This window comes from Streptacidiphilus jiangxiensis (assembly GCF_900109465.1).
Classification (GTDB): domain Bacteria; phylum Actinomycetota; class Actinomycetes; order Streptomycetales; family Streptomycetaceae; genus Streptacidiphilus; species Streptacidiphilus jiangxiensis.
In genome coordinates this window covers 46091-63129 of record NZ_FOAZ01000009.1, presented here as the reverse complement: position 1 = coordinate 63129, position 17039 = coordinate 46091, and the positions used below count along the sequence as shown (strand labels likewise).

Genomic DNA, 17039 nt, shown 5'->3' with positions numbered 1-17039 from the left:
ATGCGCTCACCGGGGTCGACGGTGGGCGCGGAACCAGGCGTTGGCTGCGGGCAGGAACATCAGCGCGACGGCCCCGAGCACGCAGCCGACGTGGACGACCCGGCCGGCGCCGAAGACGCGGTCGCGGGCCCGTCCGGCTGGTGGGAGCATCGGTGGCATGGGCGATTGGCAGGCCGGCGGGCCGCCCGGCGTGAACGTGATGCTCTGCGGCGGGTGCGGTGAGGTGACGCAGTGGACCCCGTGGGGCCGCTGCTCCTGGGAGTGCTACGAGCTGCCGCGGGAGTCGCCCGAGGAGCAGCTCGCGGCCAACGAGGACGCGCCGCGCGCGTTCGCCTACTTCACCGGACGGCAGGCGTTGGAGGGCGACGGGCCCCCGTCGTGACCCAGGCGTCCTGGACGGCCCGCAGCGAGTACCGCAGCGGGAGCTGCGGGGCTCCCGCCGGGAACCGACGCTCGTGTGGACGATGTCGAACGTCCGGCCGGTCAGCACCTCGGCCGCGTCGTGGACGTCGGCGGTGACGAACCGCGCGGACCCGGCGCCGATCCGGTCGGCGAGGCCGTCGCGAAGTCGACCGCGGGTTGCGAGAAGTCCAGCCCGGTGACGGTGGCGCCGCGGCGGGCCCAGGACAGGGTGTCCAGGCCGAGGTGGCACATCAGGTGCAGCAGTGTCTTCCCGCGCACGTCGCCGACCTCGCCCGGTTCGTGGGGGCGGAGCGACTCACCGCCTGCGACGAAGCCCGGGATGTCGTAGAAGCTGCTGTTGTCGGTGTGGATCGGGACGCGCGCGTCCCAGTTGGCGCGGTTCACCTCGAGCCAGTCGGCCGGTCCGCCACTCGTCACCATGGTCCGGGGACGCTCGTGGTCGCGCCCTCCCCCGGTCCACCGGTTTCCGGTCGGTGGGCCGGGGGACGAGCCGGCGGTCAGCCCTTGGTCGCACCCAGGGTGAGGCCGGCGATGAAGTGGCGCTGCAGGATGAAGAAGAGGATCACGGTGGGCAGCGCGACCAGGACGGAGCCGGCCGCGAGCAGGTTGTAGTCCTGGAAGTACTGTCCCTTCAGGTTGTTGAGCGCACTGGTGACCGGCATCTTGTCGCCGGAGGACATCAGCACCAGCGCCCACAGGAAGTCGTTGTAGATCCAGGCGAACTCCAGCGTCGCCAGTGCCGCCAGCGCCGGGCGGCACAGCGGCAGGGTGATCCGCCAGAACTGCGTCCACACCCCCGCGCCGTCGACGATCGCGGCCTCGCGCAGCTCCTCCGGCAGCGCCTTCATGAAGTTGGTCATCACGAAGACGCAGAAGCCGGTCTGGAAGGCGACGTGGATGGCGATGACTCCCCAGTAGGAGTCGTACATCGTCAGCGAGTCGGACATCCAGTACGGCAACGGCACCCGGGTGAAGAGCTCGTAGACCGGGGTCACCATGACCTGCGGTGGCAGCAGGTTGCCGGCCGTGAAGAGGATCAGGATCAGGAACCCGCCGCGGATGCGGACCCGGGCGATGCAGAACGCCACGAACGAGGCGAAGAACAGCGTCAGCAGCACCGCCGGGACGGCGATCAGCAGCGTGTTGAGGAAGTGCTGCGCCATCCCCGACTGCGTGAACGCCTCGCGGTAGTAGTCGAAGCTGAGGTGCCGGGGCCAGGAGAAGTACCCGTACTTGGCGGTCTCCTGGTAGGGCCGCAACGAGGCGTAGACGGCCAGCAGCAGCGGCGCCAGCCACAGCAGCGAGACGGCCGACAGGAAGACGTGCAGGCCGAGCCGGCGCGGTGCCACGCCCGTACCGTCGGACGCCCTCGCGCCGGAGACCTTCGGCGCCCGGCCGGCGGTGAGCGCGGTCACTTCTTCTCCTCCCGCAGTTCGGTCATGCAGTACGCGACGATGCAGCCCACCGAGATCAGCAGCAGCACGACCGCGATGGCGGAGCCGAAGCCGATCCGGCTGGCCTCGCCGATGATGTTGTCGGTGATCAGGACGCTGAGCAGCTCCAGGCCGTTGGTGCCGCCGTTGATCGCGTAGACGATGTCGAAGGCGCGCAGCGCCTCGATCACCGTGATGACGCCGACGATGATGTTGACCGGCCGCATCACGGGGAAGACGACGCGGAAGAAGGTCTGCCGCGCGTTGGCCCCGTCGATCGCCGCGGCCTCCTTGAGCGAGGGGTCGACGCCCTTGAGCCCGGCCAGGTAGAGCACCATGACGTAACCGGCGTGGCGCCAGCCGGCCATGACCAGGACGACCCAGATGTTGATGTGCGGGTCGCCGATCCAGTCGACCGGGTGGCCGCCCTGACCAGTGGTGCCCAGCACGGTGTTGACGATGCCGTCGTCGCGGGCGAAGAGCAGCTGCGAGATGAAGCCGATCACCGCGAGCGAGAGGACGACGGGCAGGTAGATCGCGCTCTGGTAGAAGCGGCTGAACCGGATCTTGCGGTCCAGCAGCACGGCGAAGAGCAGGCCGAGCGGGGTGGCGACGAGTGCCAGGAAGCCGAGCCAGAGCAGGTTGTGCCAGATCGCCGTCGCGAACGGCGGGTAGTTGGTGAACAGTTCCTTGTAGTTGTCGACGCCGATGAACTTGGCCGAGCCGATGCCGTCCCAGTTGGTGAAGGACAGCCCGATCGAGGCGAGCGTGGTCGCCCACACCAGCACGAGCGTGAGCAGCAGCGGCAGGCCGAGCAGCACGGTGATGACGATGCGGTCGCGCGTGGTCAGCCGGCGGATCCGGCGCCGCTCGGCGCGCGGGCGCCGCCGCCCCTCGGTGGGGGCGGCGGCGGACGCGGCGGTGGCCGTCGGACCGGTGCTCACGGCGGGTTCGAGGTCAGCCTTCGGTCGCATAGATGGCCGTCTTCTGGCGCTGGATGGAGTTGCACAGCCCGTCGACGTCGGACGGGCTGTTCAGGAAGGTCTGCAGCGCCTGGATCATCACGGTGGAGACGAAGTCCGGGCGGCTGTCGCGGTCCATGAACTGCGAGATGCTCTTGGCCGTGGAGACCAGCTTGGCGCCGGACTGCTGCAGGGCCGTGTAACCGCTGGTGTCCACGGCGGAGTTGACGCCGAGCAGGGTCGGGTCGACGGACAGGTAGTCGTTCTCGGCCTTGGCCGTGCCGAGGAACGTCAGGAACTTCTTGGCGGCCTCGGGGTCCTTGGCCTTGTGCGAGAGCAGGAAGCCGTCGATCGGCGCCTCCACCGCGTCCTGCCCGTTCGCCGGGTCGATCGCGGGATAGGCGAAGAAGTCCAGGTCGGAGACGTCCGAACCGAACTGCTGGCCCAGGAACATGCCGAGGGTCATCATGCCGGTCTTCTTCTGCTGCAGCGCCTGCGCGGACTCCTGCCAGGTGAGGCCGAGCGCCCCCTGCTGGTAGTAGGGGAGCAGTTGGCGCCAGGTGTCGAAGACGCTCTTCACCTTGGGGTTGGTCCAGTCCTCGTGACCGGCCATCAGCGACTTGTGGAAGTCGTAGCCGTTGAGGCGCATGTTGATGTAGTCGAACGTCCCCATGGCCGGCCAGCCGTCCTTGTCCGAGAAGGAGATGGGGACGAGGCCGTCCTTCTGCATCTGCTTCGCGAGCGCGATGTACTGGTCCCAGGTGGTGGGGATCTGGTAGCCGTGCTGGGCGAAGACCGACTTCCGGTAGAAGACGGCCCACGGGTAGTAGTAGAAGGGCACGAAGTACTGCTTGCCGTCCAGGCCTGTGGACTGCGCCTTGATGGCGTCGGAGAAGCCGGTGAAGTTGCCCCAGACGTCGCTGATGTCGCTCAGCAGGCCCTTCTGCGCGAAGTACTGCATGCGGTATCCGGCGAACCAGCCGAACACGTCGTCCGGGTTGCCCTGGAGGTAGCGGTTGATGTTCTGCTGGAACGAGTTGTGGTCGACGGTGTTGGTCTTGACCGTGTAGCCCTGGCTCTTCTGGAAGTCGGCGACGGCCTTCGCGACGCCCTGCTTCGGCACCGGGTCGGACCAGTTGGAGCCGAAGGTGACGGTCTTGCCGCCTCCTCCCGCGCCGCTCCCGCTGCCGCACGCGGCGAGAACCGAGGGAAGCGTGACCGCCCCTGCGCCGATCGCGGCGGCGCGCAGAACCGACCTTCTGGTGGGGCTGCTGAGGGTGGTGCGGTCGTGCGATCCGGGCGTTGCCATGTCCCCTCCCGTGGGGTGCAAGTGCCGTGCGTGGAACGCTAATGAACACACAAACGAACGTGAGCGTTCAGATACCACCAACAGCTTGACGCGCTGTCAAGGGCCCGGGCAGCACAAAGTTGCAGCCCAGAACGGGGTTTCCGGGCGCAGTCGGGACGGCGTACCGCACGGGTGCGCGAAAGCGCTTATGAGCGGGCCTTTGCGAGCTTGTTGGAGAATGTTGATTCAGGAGCGGGCGCTGTAACGATTTGAACTCGTCGCCGCAGCGGCCTGCTCGCCCAGGCGCGCGTAGCGGGCCTCCAGCCCGAGCAGGATGCTGTCGAGGCCGAGCTCGAAAGCGCCCTCGTCCACTGCGCGCTGACGGTCCGCCAACAGGTGGGCCTGGCCGAGGTGCGGGTACTGCTCGGCATACAGGCCCTCGTCGTCGACGAAGCCGCCGGCGAAGGAGCCGAGGGCGGAGCCGAAGACGAGGTAGCGCATGAGGGCGCCGATGCGGGTGGCGTCGCCGGTGGGCCAGCCGGCGTCGACCAGTGCGCCGAAGACGGCGTCGGCGAGGCGCAGCGCGTTGGGGCGGCGGCCGGGGCCGTGGGCGAGGACGGGCACCAGGTTCGGGTGCGCGGCGAGCGCGGCCCGGTAGGAGCGGGCCCAGGCGCGCAGCGCGTCCGGCCACGGGTCGCGACCCAGCATGTCGAGGCGCACCTCGCCCACCACGGCGTCGACGACCGCATCGAGCAGCGCGTCCTTGGTGGCGAAGTGGTGATAGAGGGACGGCCCGCTCACGCCGAGCTCGGCGGCCAGGCGGCGGGTGGAGAGCGCGTCCAGACCCTCGCCGTCGACCAGGCCCAGAGCGGCGCCGACGATGCGCTCGTGGCTGAGCAGCGGGTTGCGCGGTCTGGCCATCGGGCGCCGGCCCTCCTCACCTGGTTCGTCTCGTCTCGCGCGTGTCGGGGGACACACTTCCCCAAGCCTGCCGTATGGGGTTACGGTCTAAAAACTTGCAGTGCTAGTTTAACTGCCGTCACCGACCACTCCCAGGGAGAGCCGTGAATCTGGAGCTCAGCGAGGAGCAGGCCGCCGTCCGCGAGCTGGCCGCCGATTTCGTCAATCGCGAGATCGTCCCGCACGCCACCGCCTGGGACCGCGCCGAGGAGGTCGACCGCGGCATCGTGAAGAAGCTCGGGGCCCTGGGCTTCCTGGGCCTGACCATCCCCGAGCAGTACGGCGGCTCCGGCGGCGACCACCTCGCCTACGTGCTGGTGACCGAGGAGCTGGGCCGCGGCGACTCCTCCGTGCGCGGGCTGCTCTCCGTCTCCCTGGGCCTGGTCGCCAAGTCGATCAACCACTGGGGCACGGAGGAGCAGAAGCAGCGCTGGCTGCCGCGCCTGTGCGCGGGCGAGGCGCTCGGCTGCTTCGCACTGACCGAGCCGGGCACCGGCTCCGACGCCGGCAACCTGACCACCCGCGCCGTCCGCGACGGGGACTCGTGGGTGATCAACGGCGCGAAGATGTTCATCACCAACGGCACCTGGGCCGAGGTGGCACTCGTCTTCGCCCGCACGGGAGAGGCCGGGCACCAGGGCGTCAGCGCCTTCCTGGTCCCCACCGACACCCCCGGTCTGACCCGCACCACCGTCCACGGCAAGCTGGGCCTGCGCGGCCAGCCGACCGCCGAGCTGGCCTTCGCCGACGTGCGCGTCCCGGCCGACGCGATGCTCGGCCCCGAGGGCAAGGGCTTCAACGTCGCCATGTCGGCGCTGGCCAAGGGCCGGATGTCGGTCGCGGCCGGCTGCGTCGGCATCATCGCGGCCTCGCTCGACGCGGCCGTCGCCTACGCCACCCAGCGCGAGCAGTTCGGCAAGCCGATCGCCGCGCACCAGCTCGTCCAGGAGATGCTCGCCGACATCAAGGTCGAGCTGGACGCCGCCCGGCTGCTGGTCTGGCGGGTCGCCGACCTGATCGAGCGCGGGCTGCCGTTCCAGACGGAGTCCTCCGTCGCCAAGCTCTACGCCTCCGAGGCGGCGGTCAAGGCCGCCAACACCGCGCTGCAGGTCTTCGGCGGCTACGGCTTCATCGACGAGTACCCCGTCGGCAAGTACGTCCGCGACGCCCGCGTGATGACCCTCTACGAGGGCACCAGCCAGATCCAGAAACTGCTCATCGGCCGGGCCCTGACCGGCGTCAACGCGTTCTGACCCACCCTCCCCGTCTCGACTGCCCAGGAGCCCGACGATGCGCCCTGTGTACTTCGCCGCCGCCAAGCGGACGCCTATCGGCCGTCTGCGCGGCGTCCTCTCCGGCGTGCGCCCCGACGACCTCGCGGCCACCGCCCTGCGCGGCGTGCTCGACACCCTGCCCACCCTGGATCCGGCCCGGATCGACGACGTCTACTGGGGCGCCGCGAACCAGGCCGGTGAGGACAACCGCAACATCGCGCGAATGGCGGTGCTGCTCGCCGGGGTGCCCGAGTCGGTGCCCGGCGCGACACTCAACCGCCTGTGCGCCTCCGGTCTGGAGGCCGTCACCACGGCCGCCCGCGCCATCGCCGCCGGCGAGGCGGACATCGTCGTCGCGGGCGGCTCGGAGTCGATGAGCCGCGCACCGTTCGTCCTGCCCCGGGCCGAGGACCGGCTCCCGCACGGCCAGGAGATCTTCGACACCAAGCTGGGCTGGCGCCTGGTCAACCCGCGGATGAAGGAACTCCACGGCCTGCTCTCGATGGGCGAGACCGCCGAGGAGGTCGCCACCCGCTACGGCGTCAGCCGCGAGGACCAGGACGCCTTCGCGTTCGCCTCCCACCAGGCGGCCGCCGCCGCCCGCAAGAACGGCCTCTTCGACGCCGAGACGGTACCGGTGACGCTGGGCGACGGCACCGTCGTCACCCAGGACGAGTCGATCCGCCCCGACACCAGCGTGGAGAAGCTCGCCACGTTGAAGCCGGTCTTCCGCCCGGGCGGGACGGTCACGGCGGGCAACGCCTCGCCGATGAACGACGGCGCGGCGGCCCTGGTCCTGTGCAGCGAGGAGGCGCTGGCGTCGCTCGGCGTCGAGCCGCTGGGCCGCTACGTCGGCGGCGCCAGCGCGGGCGTCCACCCGGACGTGATGGGCATCGGCCCCGTTCCGGCGGTCCAGCGGGTGCTGGCCCGCACCGGACGCACCCTGGAGTCGGTGCGGACGGCCGAGTTCAACGAGGCCTTCGCGGCGCAGGCCCTGGCCTGCGTGCGCGAGCTGGGCATCGACCCCGCGCTGGTGAACCCGCAGGGCGGCGCGATCGCGATCGGCCACCCGCTCGGCGCCTCCGGCGCGCGCATCCTCACCACCCTGCTGCACCGCATGGCGCGCACCGGCGACGCCCGCGGCCTCGCCACGATGTGCGTGGGCGTCGGCCAGGGCTCCGCCGTCCTCGTCGACCGCGACTGAGCGCTCCCGCGCCGGCGCGCGCCGCTCCCGCTCGGGTGGCGCGCGCCGGGGCGGCGACCGTCACCGGCCCCCGGCCCCCCGGCCCACCGGCCTGCTGGCCTACCGGCACGGCAGGCTAGGTCGGCGGGCGCACCCACGCCGAGGCCCAGCGGCCTGCCGGCCAGCCGGCCGCATCCGCCTCGTCGACCTCACTGACCCGACTGACCTGACCGACCTCACTGACCGCACCCCGCTGAGGAGTCTTCCGCATGAGCCGCTTCACCGACCGCGTCGCCGTCGTCACCGGCGCAGCCCAGGGCATCGGCGCCGCCACCGCGCAGCGTCTGGCCGAGGAGGGCGCCACCGTCGCCGTCGTCGACCTGACCGCCGAGCGGGCGCAGGCCACTGTCGACGCGATCACCGCCAAGGGTGGCACCGCTCGCGCCTACGGCTGCGACGTGACCGACTACGAGGCTGTCGAGGCCGCCTTCGCGCAGATCGCCGCCGACTTCGGCACGATCCACATCCTGGTCAACAACGCCGGCATCACCCGCGACAACCTGTTCTTCAAGATGGCGAAGACCGATTGGGACGCCGTCCTCACGGTCAACCTGACCAGCGTCTACAACTGCTCCCACGTGGCGCAGAAGTACATGTGCGCACAGAAGTGGGGCAAGATCGTCTCGCTGTCGTCGCGTTCGGCGCTGGGCAACCGCGGCCAGGCCAACTACGCCGCCGCCAAGGCCGGCATCCAGGGCTTCACCGCGACGCTGGCCATCGAGCTCGGCCCGTTCAACATCAACGTCAACGCCGTCGCGCCCGGCTACATCGCCACCTCGATGACCGCCGCGACCGCGGAGCGCGTCGGCGCCTCGGCCGAGGACCACCAGACGGAGGTCGCCGCGCGCACCCCGCTGCGGCGCGTCGGCCAGCCCGAGGACATCGCCGCGGTCGTCACCTTCCTCGCCTCCGAGGACGCCTCCTACGTCAGCGGCCAGACCCTGTACGTGAACGGCGGCGCGCGGTGACGACGCTCTCCCTCGCCTCCGTACTCGCGGAGAACGCGCGGCGGCGTCCCGGCCGGGTCGCCCTGGTGGAGGGCGAGACCCGGCTCACCTTCGGCGAGTTGTGGCAGCAGTCGCTGGCGCAGGCCGCCGCCCTGGTCAAGCTGGGTGTCCGGCCCGGCGACCGGGTCGCGCTGATGGCGCCGAACGTGGCGGAGTTCCCGCGCGCGTACTACGCGATCCTCGCGGCGGGCGGTGTGGTCGTGCCGGTTCATCTGCTGCTGACCGGCGAGGAGGTGGCCTACGTCCTGCGCGACTCCGGCGCCGGCCTGCTGCTCGCCCACGCGGCGAACGCCGCGGTGGCGGCGGGCGCCGCCGCCGAAGCCGGTGTCCCGCTGGTCACCATGGGCCCGGAGGTCGGCGAAGTGCCGGGCGCCCTGGGCCGGTTGGAGGACTTCGCGGCCGCGGACGGCGCCGTGCCGCTGGCGCACTTCGTCACGCGTCAGGCGGAGGATCCGGCCGTCGTCTTCTACACCAGCGGCACGACCGGGCAGCCGAAGGGCGCGGTGCTCTCGCACCTCAACCTGGTCATGAACGCCACCGTCAACGCGTTCGACGCGAACCATGTCGAGGCCGACGACGTGGTGCTGGGCTCACTGCCCCTGTTCCACACCTTCGGACAGACCGTCAGCATGAACTCCACCTGGCGGGCGGGCGCGGCACTGGTGCTGCTGCCGCGCTTCCACGCCGGGCAGGCGATCGAGCTGATGCTGCGCGAGGGCGTCAACACCTTCCACGGCGTGCCGACGATGTACATCGCCCTGCTGGAGGCCGCGAAGGGCAGCGACGGCCCCTTGCCGAAGCTGCGCCTGTGCATCTCCGGTGGCGCGTCGCTGCCGGTCCCGGTGCTGGAGAAGTTCAACGCGGCCTTCGAGGCGAACGTCTTCGAGGGCTACGGCCTGTCGGAAACCTCCCCGACCGCCTCGGTGAACCAACCCGACCTCGGCACCCGCCCCGGCACGGTCGGCCACCCGGTGTGGGGCGTCGACGTCGAGATCGCGCGGGCGGAGATCGAGGAGTCGATCGAGCTGCTGCCGGTCGGCGAGCTGGGCGAGGTCGTGGTCCGCGGCCACAACGTCTTCCAGGGCTACCTGGGCCGCCCCGAGGCCACCGAACAGGCCCTGGTGGACGGCTGGTTCCGCACCGGGGACCTCGGGGTGAAGGACGCCGACGGCTTCATCTCCATCGTGGACCGCAAGAAGGACGTCGTCATCCGCGGCGGCTTCAACGTCTACCCGCGCGAGGTCGAGGAGACCCTGCTGCGCCACCCCGCCGTCGCGGAGGCCGCCGTCATCGGCCTCCCCGACGACACCCACGGCGAGGAGGTGTGCGCGGTCCTTGTGCTGGACCCGTCCTACTCCCCCGCGCCGTCGGCGCAGGACGTCATCGACTGGTCCAAGGAACACCTGGCCAAGCACAAGTACCCGCGCCGCGTGGAGTTCACCGACGCCTACCCGCTCGGCCCGAGCCACAAGGTCCTCAAGCGCGAACTCCGCGCCCGCTACCGATGACCCGGCCCCTCCCCGTCCGCCTGCGGCCCGGCGCGCACCGCGCCCGGGCCGCAGGCGGCGGCGTTCGCGTTCCAGGTGTTCCAGCAGATCAAGCCCGTCGTAAACGCCTCGCCAACCCTTCGATCCAGCGTCTACCGTGACCGCCTGTGAACTTCCGATCCACGCTCACCGCCGGCACTTACGCACTCGCCGTCCTCCTCACCGGCACGGCCTGCGCTGCAGTCGGGCCCTCCGCCGCTCCGCGGCCGAAGACGGCCACCGCCACCGTCTCGACCACCCCGCAGGCCCACCCGGGCGCTCCCTCCGCGAACACCTCCGTCGCCCTGCCGTCGCCCGACCCTTCCGACTACGTTCTGTTGATCCGCATGATGACCAGGATTCCGCACGATGATCTGGCTCAGCTGAGCACGGCGGTCACTTCGGACGCACAGCTGCTTCAGGTCGGCCGGCACGTGTGCGCAGAGCTGCGGAGCCAGGTGCCGCCGGCGAAGGTGGAGAAGGAGTTGGAGGGCGCATGGACTCGCCCGAGCGCGCAGATGTTGCTGGTCTCGGCGGCGGGGCAGTTCAGTAGCCTGTGCCCGGATCAGTACCGGTCCGTCGAGGCCTACGTTCAGACGTGGGCTTAGAGGTCATCTCAATTGGCCAGGGGCGGTCCAATCACGCAGATGAGCCAGAACCCCGTCGCTTGCTGGATAGGGGCGTTCTGCAGGAAGGAGCCGTTGGGCTGCGTCCAGAGCCCCGTCTCTCACGTGAGCGTGGATCGAGTGCGCGAGCCCCGTGATGTCGCTGATCGAGACGATCCACTTCTCTGAGTAGAGCTGGGCGGCTTCGCCGGTGAGTCCGAGTTGCAGGGAGCGGTGCGGAAGGGGCTGCAGGTGCAGATCTCGTTCGGGATCCCATTGCACTCGGGCCGGGGCTCGCTTCAGCTGTCGTTTCCAGGTGGCGCGGTCAGGATGCAGCCCGTGCTCGAAGTGGGCCAGGCAGGCGTGTTCCAGGGCCCATTCGAAGCCCTCACGGGTGATCCGGATCGCGAGGACGGTCTCCTGGCCCTCTTTGCGAGCCCACCCGCAGCGATACATCATCCAGAGGAAGGACGGCTTGACCCACGTCATTCGGTCCCTCTGCCAGGCCGCCGGAAAGCGCCCGTCCTGCGCAGCGGGAAGGCCGATCTCCGGTGCGTACGCCTGGTAGACGGTCACCGTTGAGGCCGTATGTACGGCGCGGATCTGATGCTTGGGTTCTGACACAGTGACCAGACTCGACGGCGGGTTCGCTCTGCACCATCGAATTACCAGGCCGGACGGGTGCTGAGCCGTCGATAGCCGGACAGCCAAAACACGGTGCGCCTCGACGGTCCACCGGTGACGACCCAGCGTCTGAGGACGACCGCTCCGAGCTGTTCGACGAGGCCGAACGTGAAGCACTGGAGGCTCCCCTATCGCTTCCAGCGGAACCGTTCCGTCCGCCGCACGCCCCGACGCAGACTGGTGTCCTCGTTGCACGACAGGGGGACCATGAAGTTCTTCACGAAGATGAGACGCTCGGCGGCCGTGGCTGCGCTGGCTGGACTGAGCGTGGCTGGTGTGATCGGGTTCGTGCACGTCGTCCAGCCCGATCCGGACTATGTCGGGGGTCTCGCGCCGGTTCACCAGACCGACCCCAACTACACGGGGGGCCACGCGCCGGGGATGGTCACGGTGGCGTACGGCATCCCGGACCCGACCTACGTGGGCGGCTGACCACACCCCTTCAGAACTGTCCCAGACCGGCCACCTTGAGCAAAGGAGCAAGCATGCCCACCTGGACGTTCATCCTCGGGTAACGCCATCCAGCCCCGTCGGCCGTGGACCGCGTGCATTGGCGGCCTGAGGAACACTGAGCTGCAGTTCGGCCGGGCCTGCCTGCCGTGTGTCGCAAGCCGGCCCGGCCTTCGCGCTGTGGTGTTCGTGCCCGCAGTGCTCGCGGGAAGGGTGCGCGTCTTCGACGGTAGGGCTCGGGTCTGACAGCGGGGCGCTTCCGCAGGCCAGAAAGTCAAATCGAAGATTGGAAGCCACAAACGTCCAACGGTGACACACCGCTGTCGGCGACGGCGTCCGGGACGACCCGGCGGAACATCTCGGCGCGGTCGCTGCTCTGGCGGCGAGTGAGGGCCGCGGCGGCCTCGTAGTCGCGCAAGAACCGGTGAAGGACCGACAACGATTCATGATCGCTCGGGATTGTTCCGGCAGATCAGGCCCAGTTTTTAACGCCTCGCCAGAGCAGATCCCGGGCCCTACAGTTCGCGGTATGTCTCTCCGCCTGAAGAAGACCTTGGGCGCCCTGTTGAAGGGCACCGTCATGCTCGCTGCGCTCCTCCTCCTCGATCTCTGGTTCGGCCATGTGTCCGGGATCGGGCTCGTGGTCGTCGCTGCCCTCTGGCTACTGGTCGCGGGTTGCACGTGGTGGCTGAACGGCACTTCGCGGATCGCTGTGGCGTGGCAGGACCGGGCAGAGGCCAGGAGCCGACGGCAGGTCAGCTGAGCTGAGCGAATCGTCGCGGCCCGACTCGGTCACCGACTCACGTGAGTCGGTGCGACCCCGGGCAAGCCAGTCCCGTGCCCGTCGATCACGACGCGCGGTGCACCGACGACACCACCGTGATCACCATCGCCGCCAGAAGGCCCCGGCCGGAGATGACCGCAGCACCCGTGAAGGTGATCGGCAACTGCCCGGGACGGTTGTCGCCCTGCCAGGCCTGGAACGCCACCCCGAAGCAGAGGACGATCACGAAGCCGAGCACACCCCACAAGGTGAGGAACTGGCCGTCGCTGAGGCTGTCCAGGTGGAGTGTGCCGATGGTCCGGGTGGACGCGAGGTGCCGGTCGTGCACCGCGTCATCGGACGCACGCACGGCGGGCCCCCGGCGCCGGGGAGGACGCGCGCGGGGAGGTGGGTCAGGCCGCCGTGAGGGTGTGGACGTAGCCGAGGGTCTGCAGGCCTTCGGCCTGGTAGAGGGTGTCCGACGGACTGCCGAGGTCGGTGAGGAGGAGTTGGTAGTCCGCGCCGGTGGTCTGCCCCCAGTGCATCGCCGCCCGCCACAGGGCACGGTCGTGGCCGAGGCCGCGCTGGTCCGGGAGGACGCCGAGGTGGGGCGGGAGGAGGCGGACCGCGCCGGCCGGGTCCTTCATCGTCTCCAGCGGGCCGATCGCACCGACCACGCGCTCGCCGGAGGCGACCGTGAGGATCGGACCCCCGAGCGCGTCGGACTGGAAACGGCGCCACAGGAACGCCATGCCGTCCGCCGCCGTCTGCTCCGCGAAGACGGGGAACCGGGCCCGCACCTGCTCGGGGAGCTGTCGCAGGTCGTCGACGCCCTCGACGGCGGGGTCGTCCTCGCCGGGCCGGAAGGTCTTCAGGTGGAGCCGGGCGACGGTGGCGTCGGCCTGCGGGCGCGCCTGGTCGGGGTCGCACCAGACGACGTACGCGCGGTCGACGTCCGCCCGCGAGGCGAGCCTACGGGCGAGCTGCAGCAGCTCGTCCACGGGGACGTCGTCGCCGGCAGCACCGTAGTAGTGGACCTTCACCGCGCCGCGCCCCAGAGTGCTGAGCGTCGGGATCACCGTCCGTCCCGGCCCCTGCTCGACGGCCTCACGCACGACGCTCTCGTCCTTCGACCCCGACCAGCGCTGGTTCAGGTCGTGCGGGAGGAAGCGCCCGGTGCCCGCAACGGCGAACACGTCGGCGATCAGCTCCGGCGTGAGCGCGTCCGCGTGCACCGGTCCCAGCGTCGGGACGTACGGAACGCGCATCACGGGCCGCAGCCGGTCCCAGGAGAGGTCCATGGCCGCACCCTACTCGCGCACCGCCCCTCGGACGAGCCCCGACGTGCGAAAAGCCCGTACCGGCAGCGCCGGAACCCGCGCCGTTGACAGGCTGCGCTCACCGCGGTCCGACGCCCGCCGGCGCACACTGTCCATGAGGGCTCCGCGGTCCCCCCGCGCGGAGCCCTCCCAAAGCCTCCGCCCGCCCGCGGCCCCCGACCGCGGCTACGCCCGGTGCGGCACCACCACGACCTGATGGGCGTCCTCGTAGACGACCGTCCCCGGGTCCGTGGACTCCAGGCGCTCGCAGCCGACCCCGTGCGCCGACAGGAGGTCCAGGTAGCCCGCGACACGGTCGAGCGCCTCCCCCGCGGTCGACTTGAACCAGGCGGTCGCGTCCGGATGCACCGAGCGGTCGTAGACGGACGGGTCCACCGTCGAGGGGTTCGTCAGGTTGGCGTCGTACCAGTCGTTGCCCTCGCGCCAGGCGCGGTGCTGGTCCCCGTCGAACCGCCCCTCCCGGCCCAGCCCGTTGGCCAACGCGAAGACGCCCGGATGGCGGCCGCGGGCATTCGGCACGGTCGCCTGGAAGCGAAAGAACGTGAACGTGGCCACCCAGTCCCCCGACATGCCGAGCCTTCGCCGTCGACGATCAACCTACACACCCCAACGCCGTCACCCGGGCGGGCCGCTCGGGGGGCGGGGCGGCAGAGGGCGGCCTACGGTCGGGGCATGAGCGTCCACGTCACCGTCATGCCGGCTGCGATCCCGCCCCACCTGCGCACCGAGGAGATCACCAGGCAGCTGAACTACAACGACGGACTGGACGTCGAGTTCGTCTTCGAGGTGCTGCCGAGCGGTGCGCTCGTGGTGTGGAAGGGCAACCCGGGGTCCGACGTCGGCTCCGCGATCGAGTTGGTCTACGGGCCGGCCGCATGGGAGAGCGTGCAGGGCACGCCGCGTCGCGACACGCTGAACTGACTCGCGCCGGGCCGCACCGGAACGCGCCGTCCGCGCCGTCCGCGCCGCCCGGGCCGCCCGGGCCGATCCGGGCCGATCGTGCACGTCGCCGAAGAAGCCGGGGAAGCGCAGTGGGCAGGAGGGCCCCTGCGTGCCACCATGGCGCGGTGACGAGCCGGACCCAGCGCAGGAGACGCCCCCAGCCCGGGCGGAAGCGGACCCAGCCGGCGCCCCTGACCCAGCGTGAGAAGCGGCGGCAGGAGCGGGATGCCGAGCTGCGCGCGCGGGTCGGGACCGACGGGGTGCCGGCGGCCGGCGCCGTGCGACGGATGTGGCTGGCGTACGGAGTGGTGGGTGCGTTGGCACTGGCAGGTGTCCTCGGCCCGGGGCTGCTCGAGCGGTTCCACGCGATACGCACCGGCGCGCCGGTCGCGGGCGGGCTGGCGGCGTTCGCCGCGACCATGGTGGGGCAGGGGCTGTCGATCGCCTGGCGGACCGTCGACCACGGCGACGGTGCGCGGCTCGTCACCGGGCGCACCTGGACGGGCCCGCGGACCGTGGACCTGGACCGGTTGGCGCGGGTGCGGCGCACCCGCGTGCCCACGAAGGCCGGGTGGATCGACCAGCTCTGGATCAAGGACCGTTCGGGTGTGGCGTTCTGGTTCGCGGACAAGGCCCTCGCGAAGCGTGTGTCCGCCTCGGTCAGGACCACCCCCGGCGCGCGGGTGTCGCGCTACGCGGCGATCGGGTTGGGTCTCGAACCGCCGCTGACCGGAGCTGCTCGGGCTGCCCGCGCGGTCCGCGACGTGGTGGTGGGCCTGTACACGCCGCTCGGCGCGACGGCGGTGGGAGCCGTCGTCGCCGGGATCGTCGCGAGCAGCTGAGGCGCGGCGGGGCGGGGCGGGAGCGTTCGTCCACCCGCGGGTGGAGGCTGGTGTGTCCACCCGCGGTGGGGTGCGTCCGGACCTGCGGTCGGGGACCGTTGAGGCAGGCACCGTCGAGCGTGGGGAGCGTGTCCGTGAGTCTGCCGAGTCTCTTCTCCGTCGTGGGCATCCTGTGTTGGGTCGCCTACGAGCTGCTGCTGCGTCGTCGCCGGGACGCGGACGCGGGCACCTGGGAGGCCGACGAGCGGGACCAGGGGTCGACACGACTGCTGATCGCCTCCTACATGGCGGCGGTCGTGGTCAACGTCGTCTGCGGGGCGGCCTCGCTCGGCATGGTGCCGACCTGGGTCCGCTGGTGCGGCGTCGCGGTGCTGGCGCTGGGGCATGCGGACGCTGGACGCGTACTACACGCGGACCCTGCGGACCGTCGACGACCAGCGGGTGGTGCAGGAGGGCCCGTACCGGCTGATCCGTCACCCCGGCTACTGCGGCAGCCTGCTGGTCTGGATCGGCTACTCGCTGGGCCTGGGCAGCTGGCCGGCGACGGTGGTCGTGGCCGCGCTGCTCGGCACCGCGTACGTCTGGCGGATCACCGCCGAGGAGCAACTGCTGCTGTCCGCCTTCGGGCCCGCCTACGCGGACTACCGCACCAGGACCAAGCGCCTGGTCCCCTTCCTCTACTGACCCGTTTCGTCCGCTGTCCCCCAGCTCGGGTCACCAGAGGTCGCCGTCACGCCAGTCGCAGGTCAGCTCGTCGGTCAGGTCGAGGTGGGCGGCGCCGGGCAGGACAAAGACGCAGTCGTCCGCGTCGGGGGTGCGGACGACCCCGCGGGTGGGCGTCAGCGCGGAGGTCGGCCCGCGCCACCGCTGCCAGCCGAGGGCCCGGTAGAAGGCCAGGCCCTCGTCGGTGGAGGCGAGCGCGCCGAACTCGTGGGCGCGTGCGACGACCCGCTCCGCCTCCCGCATCACGGCGGTGCCGTGGCCACGTCGGTGCAGTCGGGGCTCGACCGCGACGCCCTCGACATAGCCGACACGCCAGGCGCGTCCGCGGTGCAGCAGCCGCCGTTGGACCACGGCGGCGTGGGCGACGACGAGTCCGTCGGTCTGCTCCAGCAGCACGTGGACGCCGCCGAGGCAGTGTTCCCAGTCGTCCTCCGTCATGTCGTCGAAGGCGCGGTACAGCAGGGCCCGGGCCGCGAGGAGCTCGTCCGGCTCGAGTTCGGCGGTGTGGGCGACCCGGAGCAGGGCGGGAACGTCGTCGGTCATGCTCCCAGCATGCGCCCGTCGGCGACGGCCG

At 70.9% G+C, this 17039-nt stretch carries 22 protein-coding genes; 11 read left to right on the top strand and 11 right to left on the bottom strand.

From position 1 onward, the window contains the following. Nucleotides 1-6: 6 nt before the first annotated feature. Nucleotides 7-150: a hypothetical protein gene (locus BMY61_RS46290; RefSeq protein WP_169791888.1), complete on the bottom strand. Its 144-nt coding sequence runs from the start codon at nt 148-150 to the stop codon at nt 7-9. Between the two features lie 7 nt (nt 151-157). Here BMY61_RS46290 and BMY61_RS46285 point away from each other — a divergent pair, with 7 nt between their 5' ends. After that, entirely contained in the window at nt 158-382 is a 225-nt protein-coding gene (locus tag BMY61_RS46285; protein WP_052439319.1) for a hypothetical protein, read from the top strand. A 101-nt stretch (nt 383-483) separates the two neighbouring features. Here the strand turns inward: BMY61_RS46285 and BMY61_RS18465 are convergent, their stop codons facing one another. The 5 genes from BMY61_RS18465 to BMY61_RS18445 all read right to left on the bottom strand — a co-directional run bounded on the left by BMY61_RS18465 (nt 484) and on the right by BMY61_RS18445 (nt 5027). Then, nucleotides 484-843: a class I SAM-dependent methyltransferase gene (locus BMY61_RS18465; RefSeq protein ID WP_052439317.1), complete on the bottom strand. Its 360-nt coding sequence runs from the start codon at nt 841-843 to the stop codon at nt 484-486. Nucleotides 844-920: 77 nt separating this feature from the next. Then, complete coding sequence (locus tag BMY61_RS18460; RefSeq protein WP_042457045.1) at nt 921-1838, bottom strand: carbohydrate ABC transporter permease; 918 nt, start codon at nt 1836-1838, stop codon at nt 921-923. Next, nucleotides 1835-2830: a carbohydrate ABC transporter permease gene (locus tag BMY61_RS18455; protein ID WP_082015520.1), complete on the bottom strand. Its 996-nt coding sequence runs from the start codon at nt 2828-2830 to the stop codon at nt 1835-1837. The genes BMY61_RS18460 and BMY61_RS18455 overlap by 4 nt, the downstream gene beginning before the upstream one ends. After that, on the bottom strand, nt 2814-4127 hold the full coding sequence (locus BMY61_RS18450) for an ABC transporter substrate-binding protein (protein ID WP_042457042.1): 1314 nt from the start codon (nt 4125-4127) through the stop codon (nt 2814-2816). The genes BMY61_RS18455 and BMY61_RS18450 overlap by 17 nt, the downstream gene beginning before the upstream one ends. 225 nt (nt 4128-4352) lie before the next feature. Then, complete coding sequence (locus BMY61_RS18445; RefSeq protein WP_042457039.1) at nt 4353-5027, bottom strand: TetR/AcrR family transcriptional regulator; 675 nt, start codon at nt 5025-5027, stop codon at nt 4353-4355. A gap of 143 nt (nt 5028-5170) precedes the next feature. On the opposite strand from BMY61_RS18445, the gene BMY61_RS18440 reads away from it, so the two are divergent. The 5 genes from BMY61_RS18440 (at nt 5171) to BMY61_RS18420 (ending at nt 10724) form a co-directional block, all read left to right on the top strand. Further along, a complete protein-coding gene (locus tag BMY61_RS18440; protein WP_042457036.1) occupies nt 5171-6319 on the top strand; it encodes an acyl-CoA dehydrogenase family protein in 1149 nt (382 codons plus the stop codon). Nucleotides 6320-6356: 37 nt separating this feature from the next. Beyond that, complete coding sequence (locus BMY61_RS18435) at nt 6357-7544, top strand: acetyl-CoA C-acyltransferase (RefSeq protein ID WP_042457033.1); 1188 nt, start codon at nt 6357-6359, stop codon at nt 7542-7544. A 248-nt stretch (nt 7545-7792) separates the two neighbouring features. Beyond that, nucleotides 7793-8551, top strand: coding sequence for a beta-ketoacyl-ACP reductase (locus tag BMY61_RS18430; RefSeq protein WP_042457030.1), 759 nt, complete (start codon nt 7793-7795; stop codon nt 8549-8551). Next, on the top strand, nt 8548-10098 hold the full coding sequence (locus BMY61_RS18425; RefSeq protein WP_042457027.1) for a long-chain-fatty-acid--CoA ligase: 1551 nt from the start codon (nt 8548-8550) through the stop codon (nt 10096-10098). Before BMY61_RS18430 ends, BMY61_RS18425 begins: the two co-directional genes overlap by 4 nt. A 146-nt stretch (nt 10099-10244) precedes the next feature. Next, nucleotides 10245-10724 (top strand): DUF732 domain-containing protein, encoded by a 480-nt coding sequence (locus tag BMY61_RS18420; RefSeq protein WP_042457024.1) that lies wholly within the window; start codon nt 10245-10247, stop codon nt 10722-10724. A gap of 3 nt (nt 10725-10727) precedes the next feature. Here BMY61_RS18420 and BMY61_RS18415 read toward each other — a convergent pair whose 3' ends face one another. Next, nucleotides 10728-11345 (bottom strand): DUF4291 domain-containing protein, encoded by a 618-nt coding sequence (locus BMY61_RS18415; RefSeq protein WP_042457021.1) that lies wholly within the window; start codon nt 11343-11345, stop codon nt 10728-10730. Between the two features lie 267 nt (nt 11346-11612). On the opposite strand from BMY61_RS18415, the gene BMY61_RS18410 reads away from it, so the two are divergent. Then, nucleotides 11613-11837 (top strand): hypothetical protein, encoded by a 225-nt coding sequence (locus tag BMY61_RS18410; protein WP_143094420.1) that lies wholly within the window; start codon nt 11613-11615, stop codon nt 11835-11837. A gap of 547 nt (nt 11838-12384) precedes the next feature. Continuing rightward, a complete protein-coding gene (locus BMY61_RS18405) occupies nt 12385-12618 on the top strand; it encodes a hypothetical protein (protein ID WP_042457016.1) in 234 nt (77 codons plus the stop codon). A gap of 85 nt (nt 12619-12703) precedes the next feature. Here the strand turns inward: BMY61_RS18405 and BMY61_RS18400 are convergent, their stop codons facing one another. From BMY61_RS18400 to BMY61_RS18390, 3 genes are all read right to left on the bottom strand, one after another. Then, nucleotides 12704-12988, bottom strand: a complete 285-nt coding sequence (locus BMY61_RS18400; RefSeq protein ID WP_143094419.1) for a hypothetical protein — start codon at nt 12986-12988, stop codon at nt 12704-12706. Between the two features lie 43 nt (nt 12989-13031). Further along, a complete protein-coding gene (locus BMY61_RS18395; RefSeq protein WP_042457009.1) occupies nt 13032-13919 on the bottom strand; it encodes a hypothetical protein in 888 nt (295 codons plus the stop codon). 204 nt (nt 13920-14123) lie between these two features. Beyond that, nucleotides 14124-14528 (bottom strand): hypothetical protein, encoded by a 405-nt coding sequence (locus BMY61_RS18390; RefSeq protein WP_042457006.1) that lies wholly within the window; start codon nt 14526-14528, stop codon nt 14124-14126. 102 nt (nt 14529-14630) lie between these two features. Here BMY61_RS18390 and BMY61_RS18385 point away from each other — a divergent pair, with 102 nt between their 5' ends. The 3 genes from BMY61_RS18385 to BMY61_RS18375 all read left to right on the top strand — a co-directional run bounded on the left by BMY61_RS18385 (nt 14631) and on the right by BMY61_RS18375 (nt 16426). Further along, the gene (locus BMY61_RS18385; RefSeq protein WP_042457003.1) at nt 14631-14879 is read left to right on the top strand and encodes a hypothetical protein; all 249 of its coding nucleotides are present in this window, start codon (nt 14631-14633) and stop codon (nt 14877-14879) included. Nucleotides 14880-15025: 146 nt separating this feature from the next. Further along, complete coding sequence (locus BMY61_RS18380) at nt 15026-15742, top strand: hypothetical protein (protein ID WP_042457000.1); 717 nt, start codon at nt 15026-15028, stop codon at nt 15740-15742. A gap of 384 nt (nt 15743-16126) precedes the next feature. After that, entirely contained in the window at nt 16127-16426 is a 300-nt protein-coding gene (locus tag BMY61_RS18375; protein WP_052439314.1) for a methyltransferase family protein, read from the top strand. A 30-nt stretch (nt 16427-16456) separates the two neighbouring features. Here BMY61_RS18375 and BMY61_RS18370 read toward each other — a convergent pair whose 3' ends face one another. Beyond that, nucleotides 16457-17008: a GNAT family N-acetyltransferase gene (locus tag BMY61_RS18370; protein WP_042456996.1), complete on the bottom strand. Its 552-nt coding sequence runs from the start codon at nt 17006-17008 to the stop codon at nt 16457-16459. Nucleotides 17009-17039: the final 31 nt, after the last annotated feature.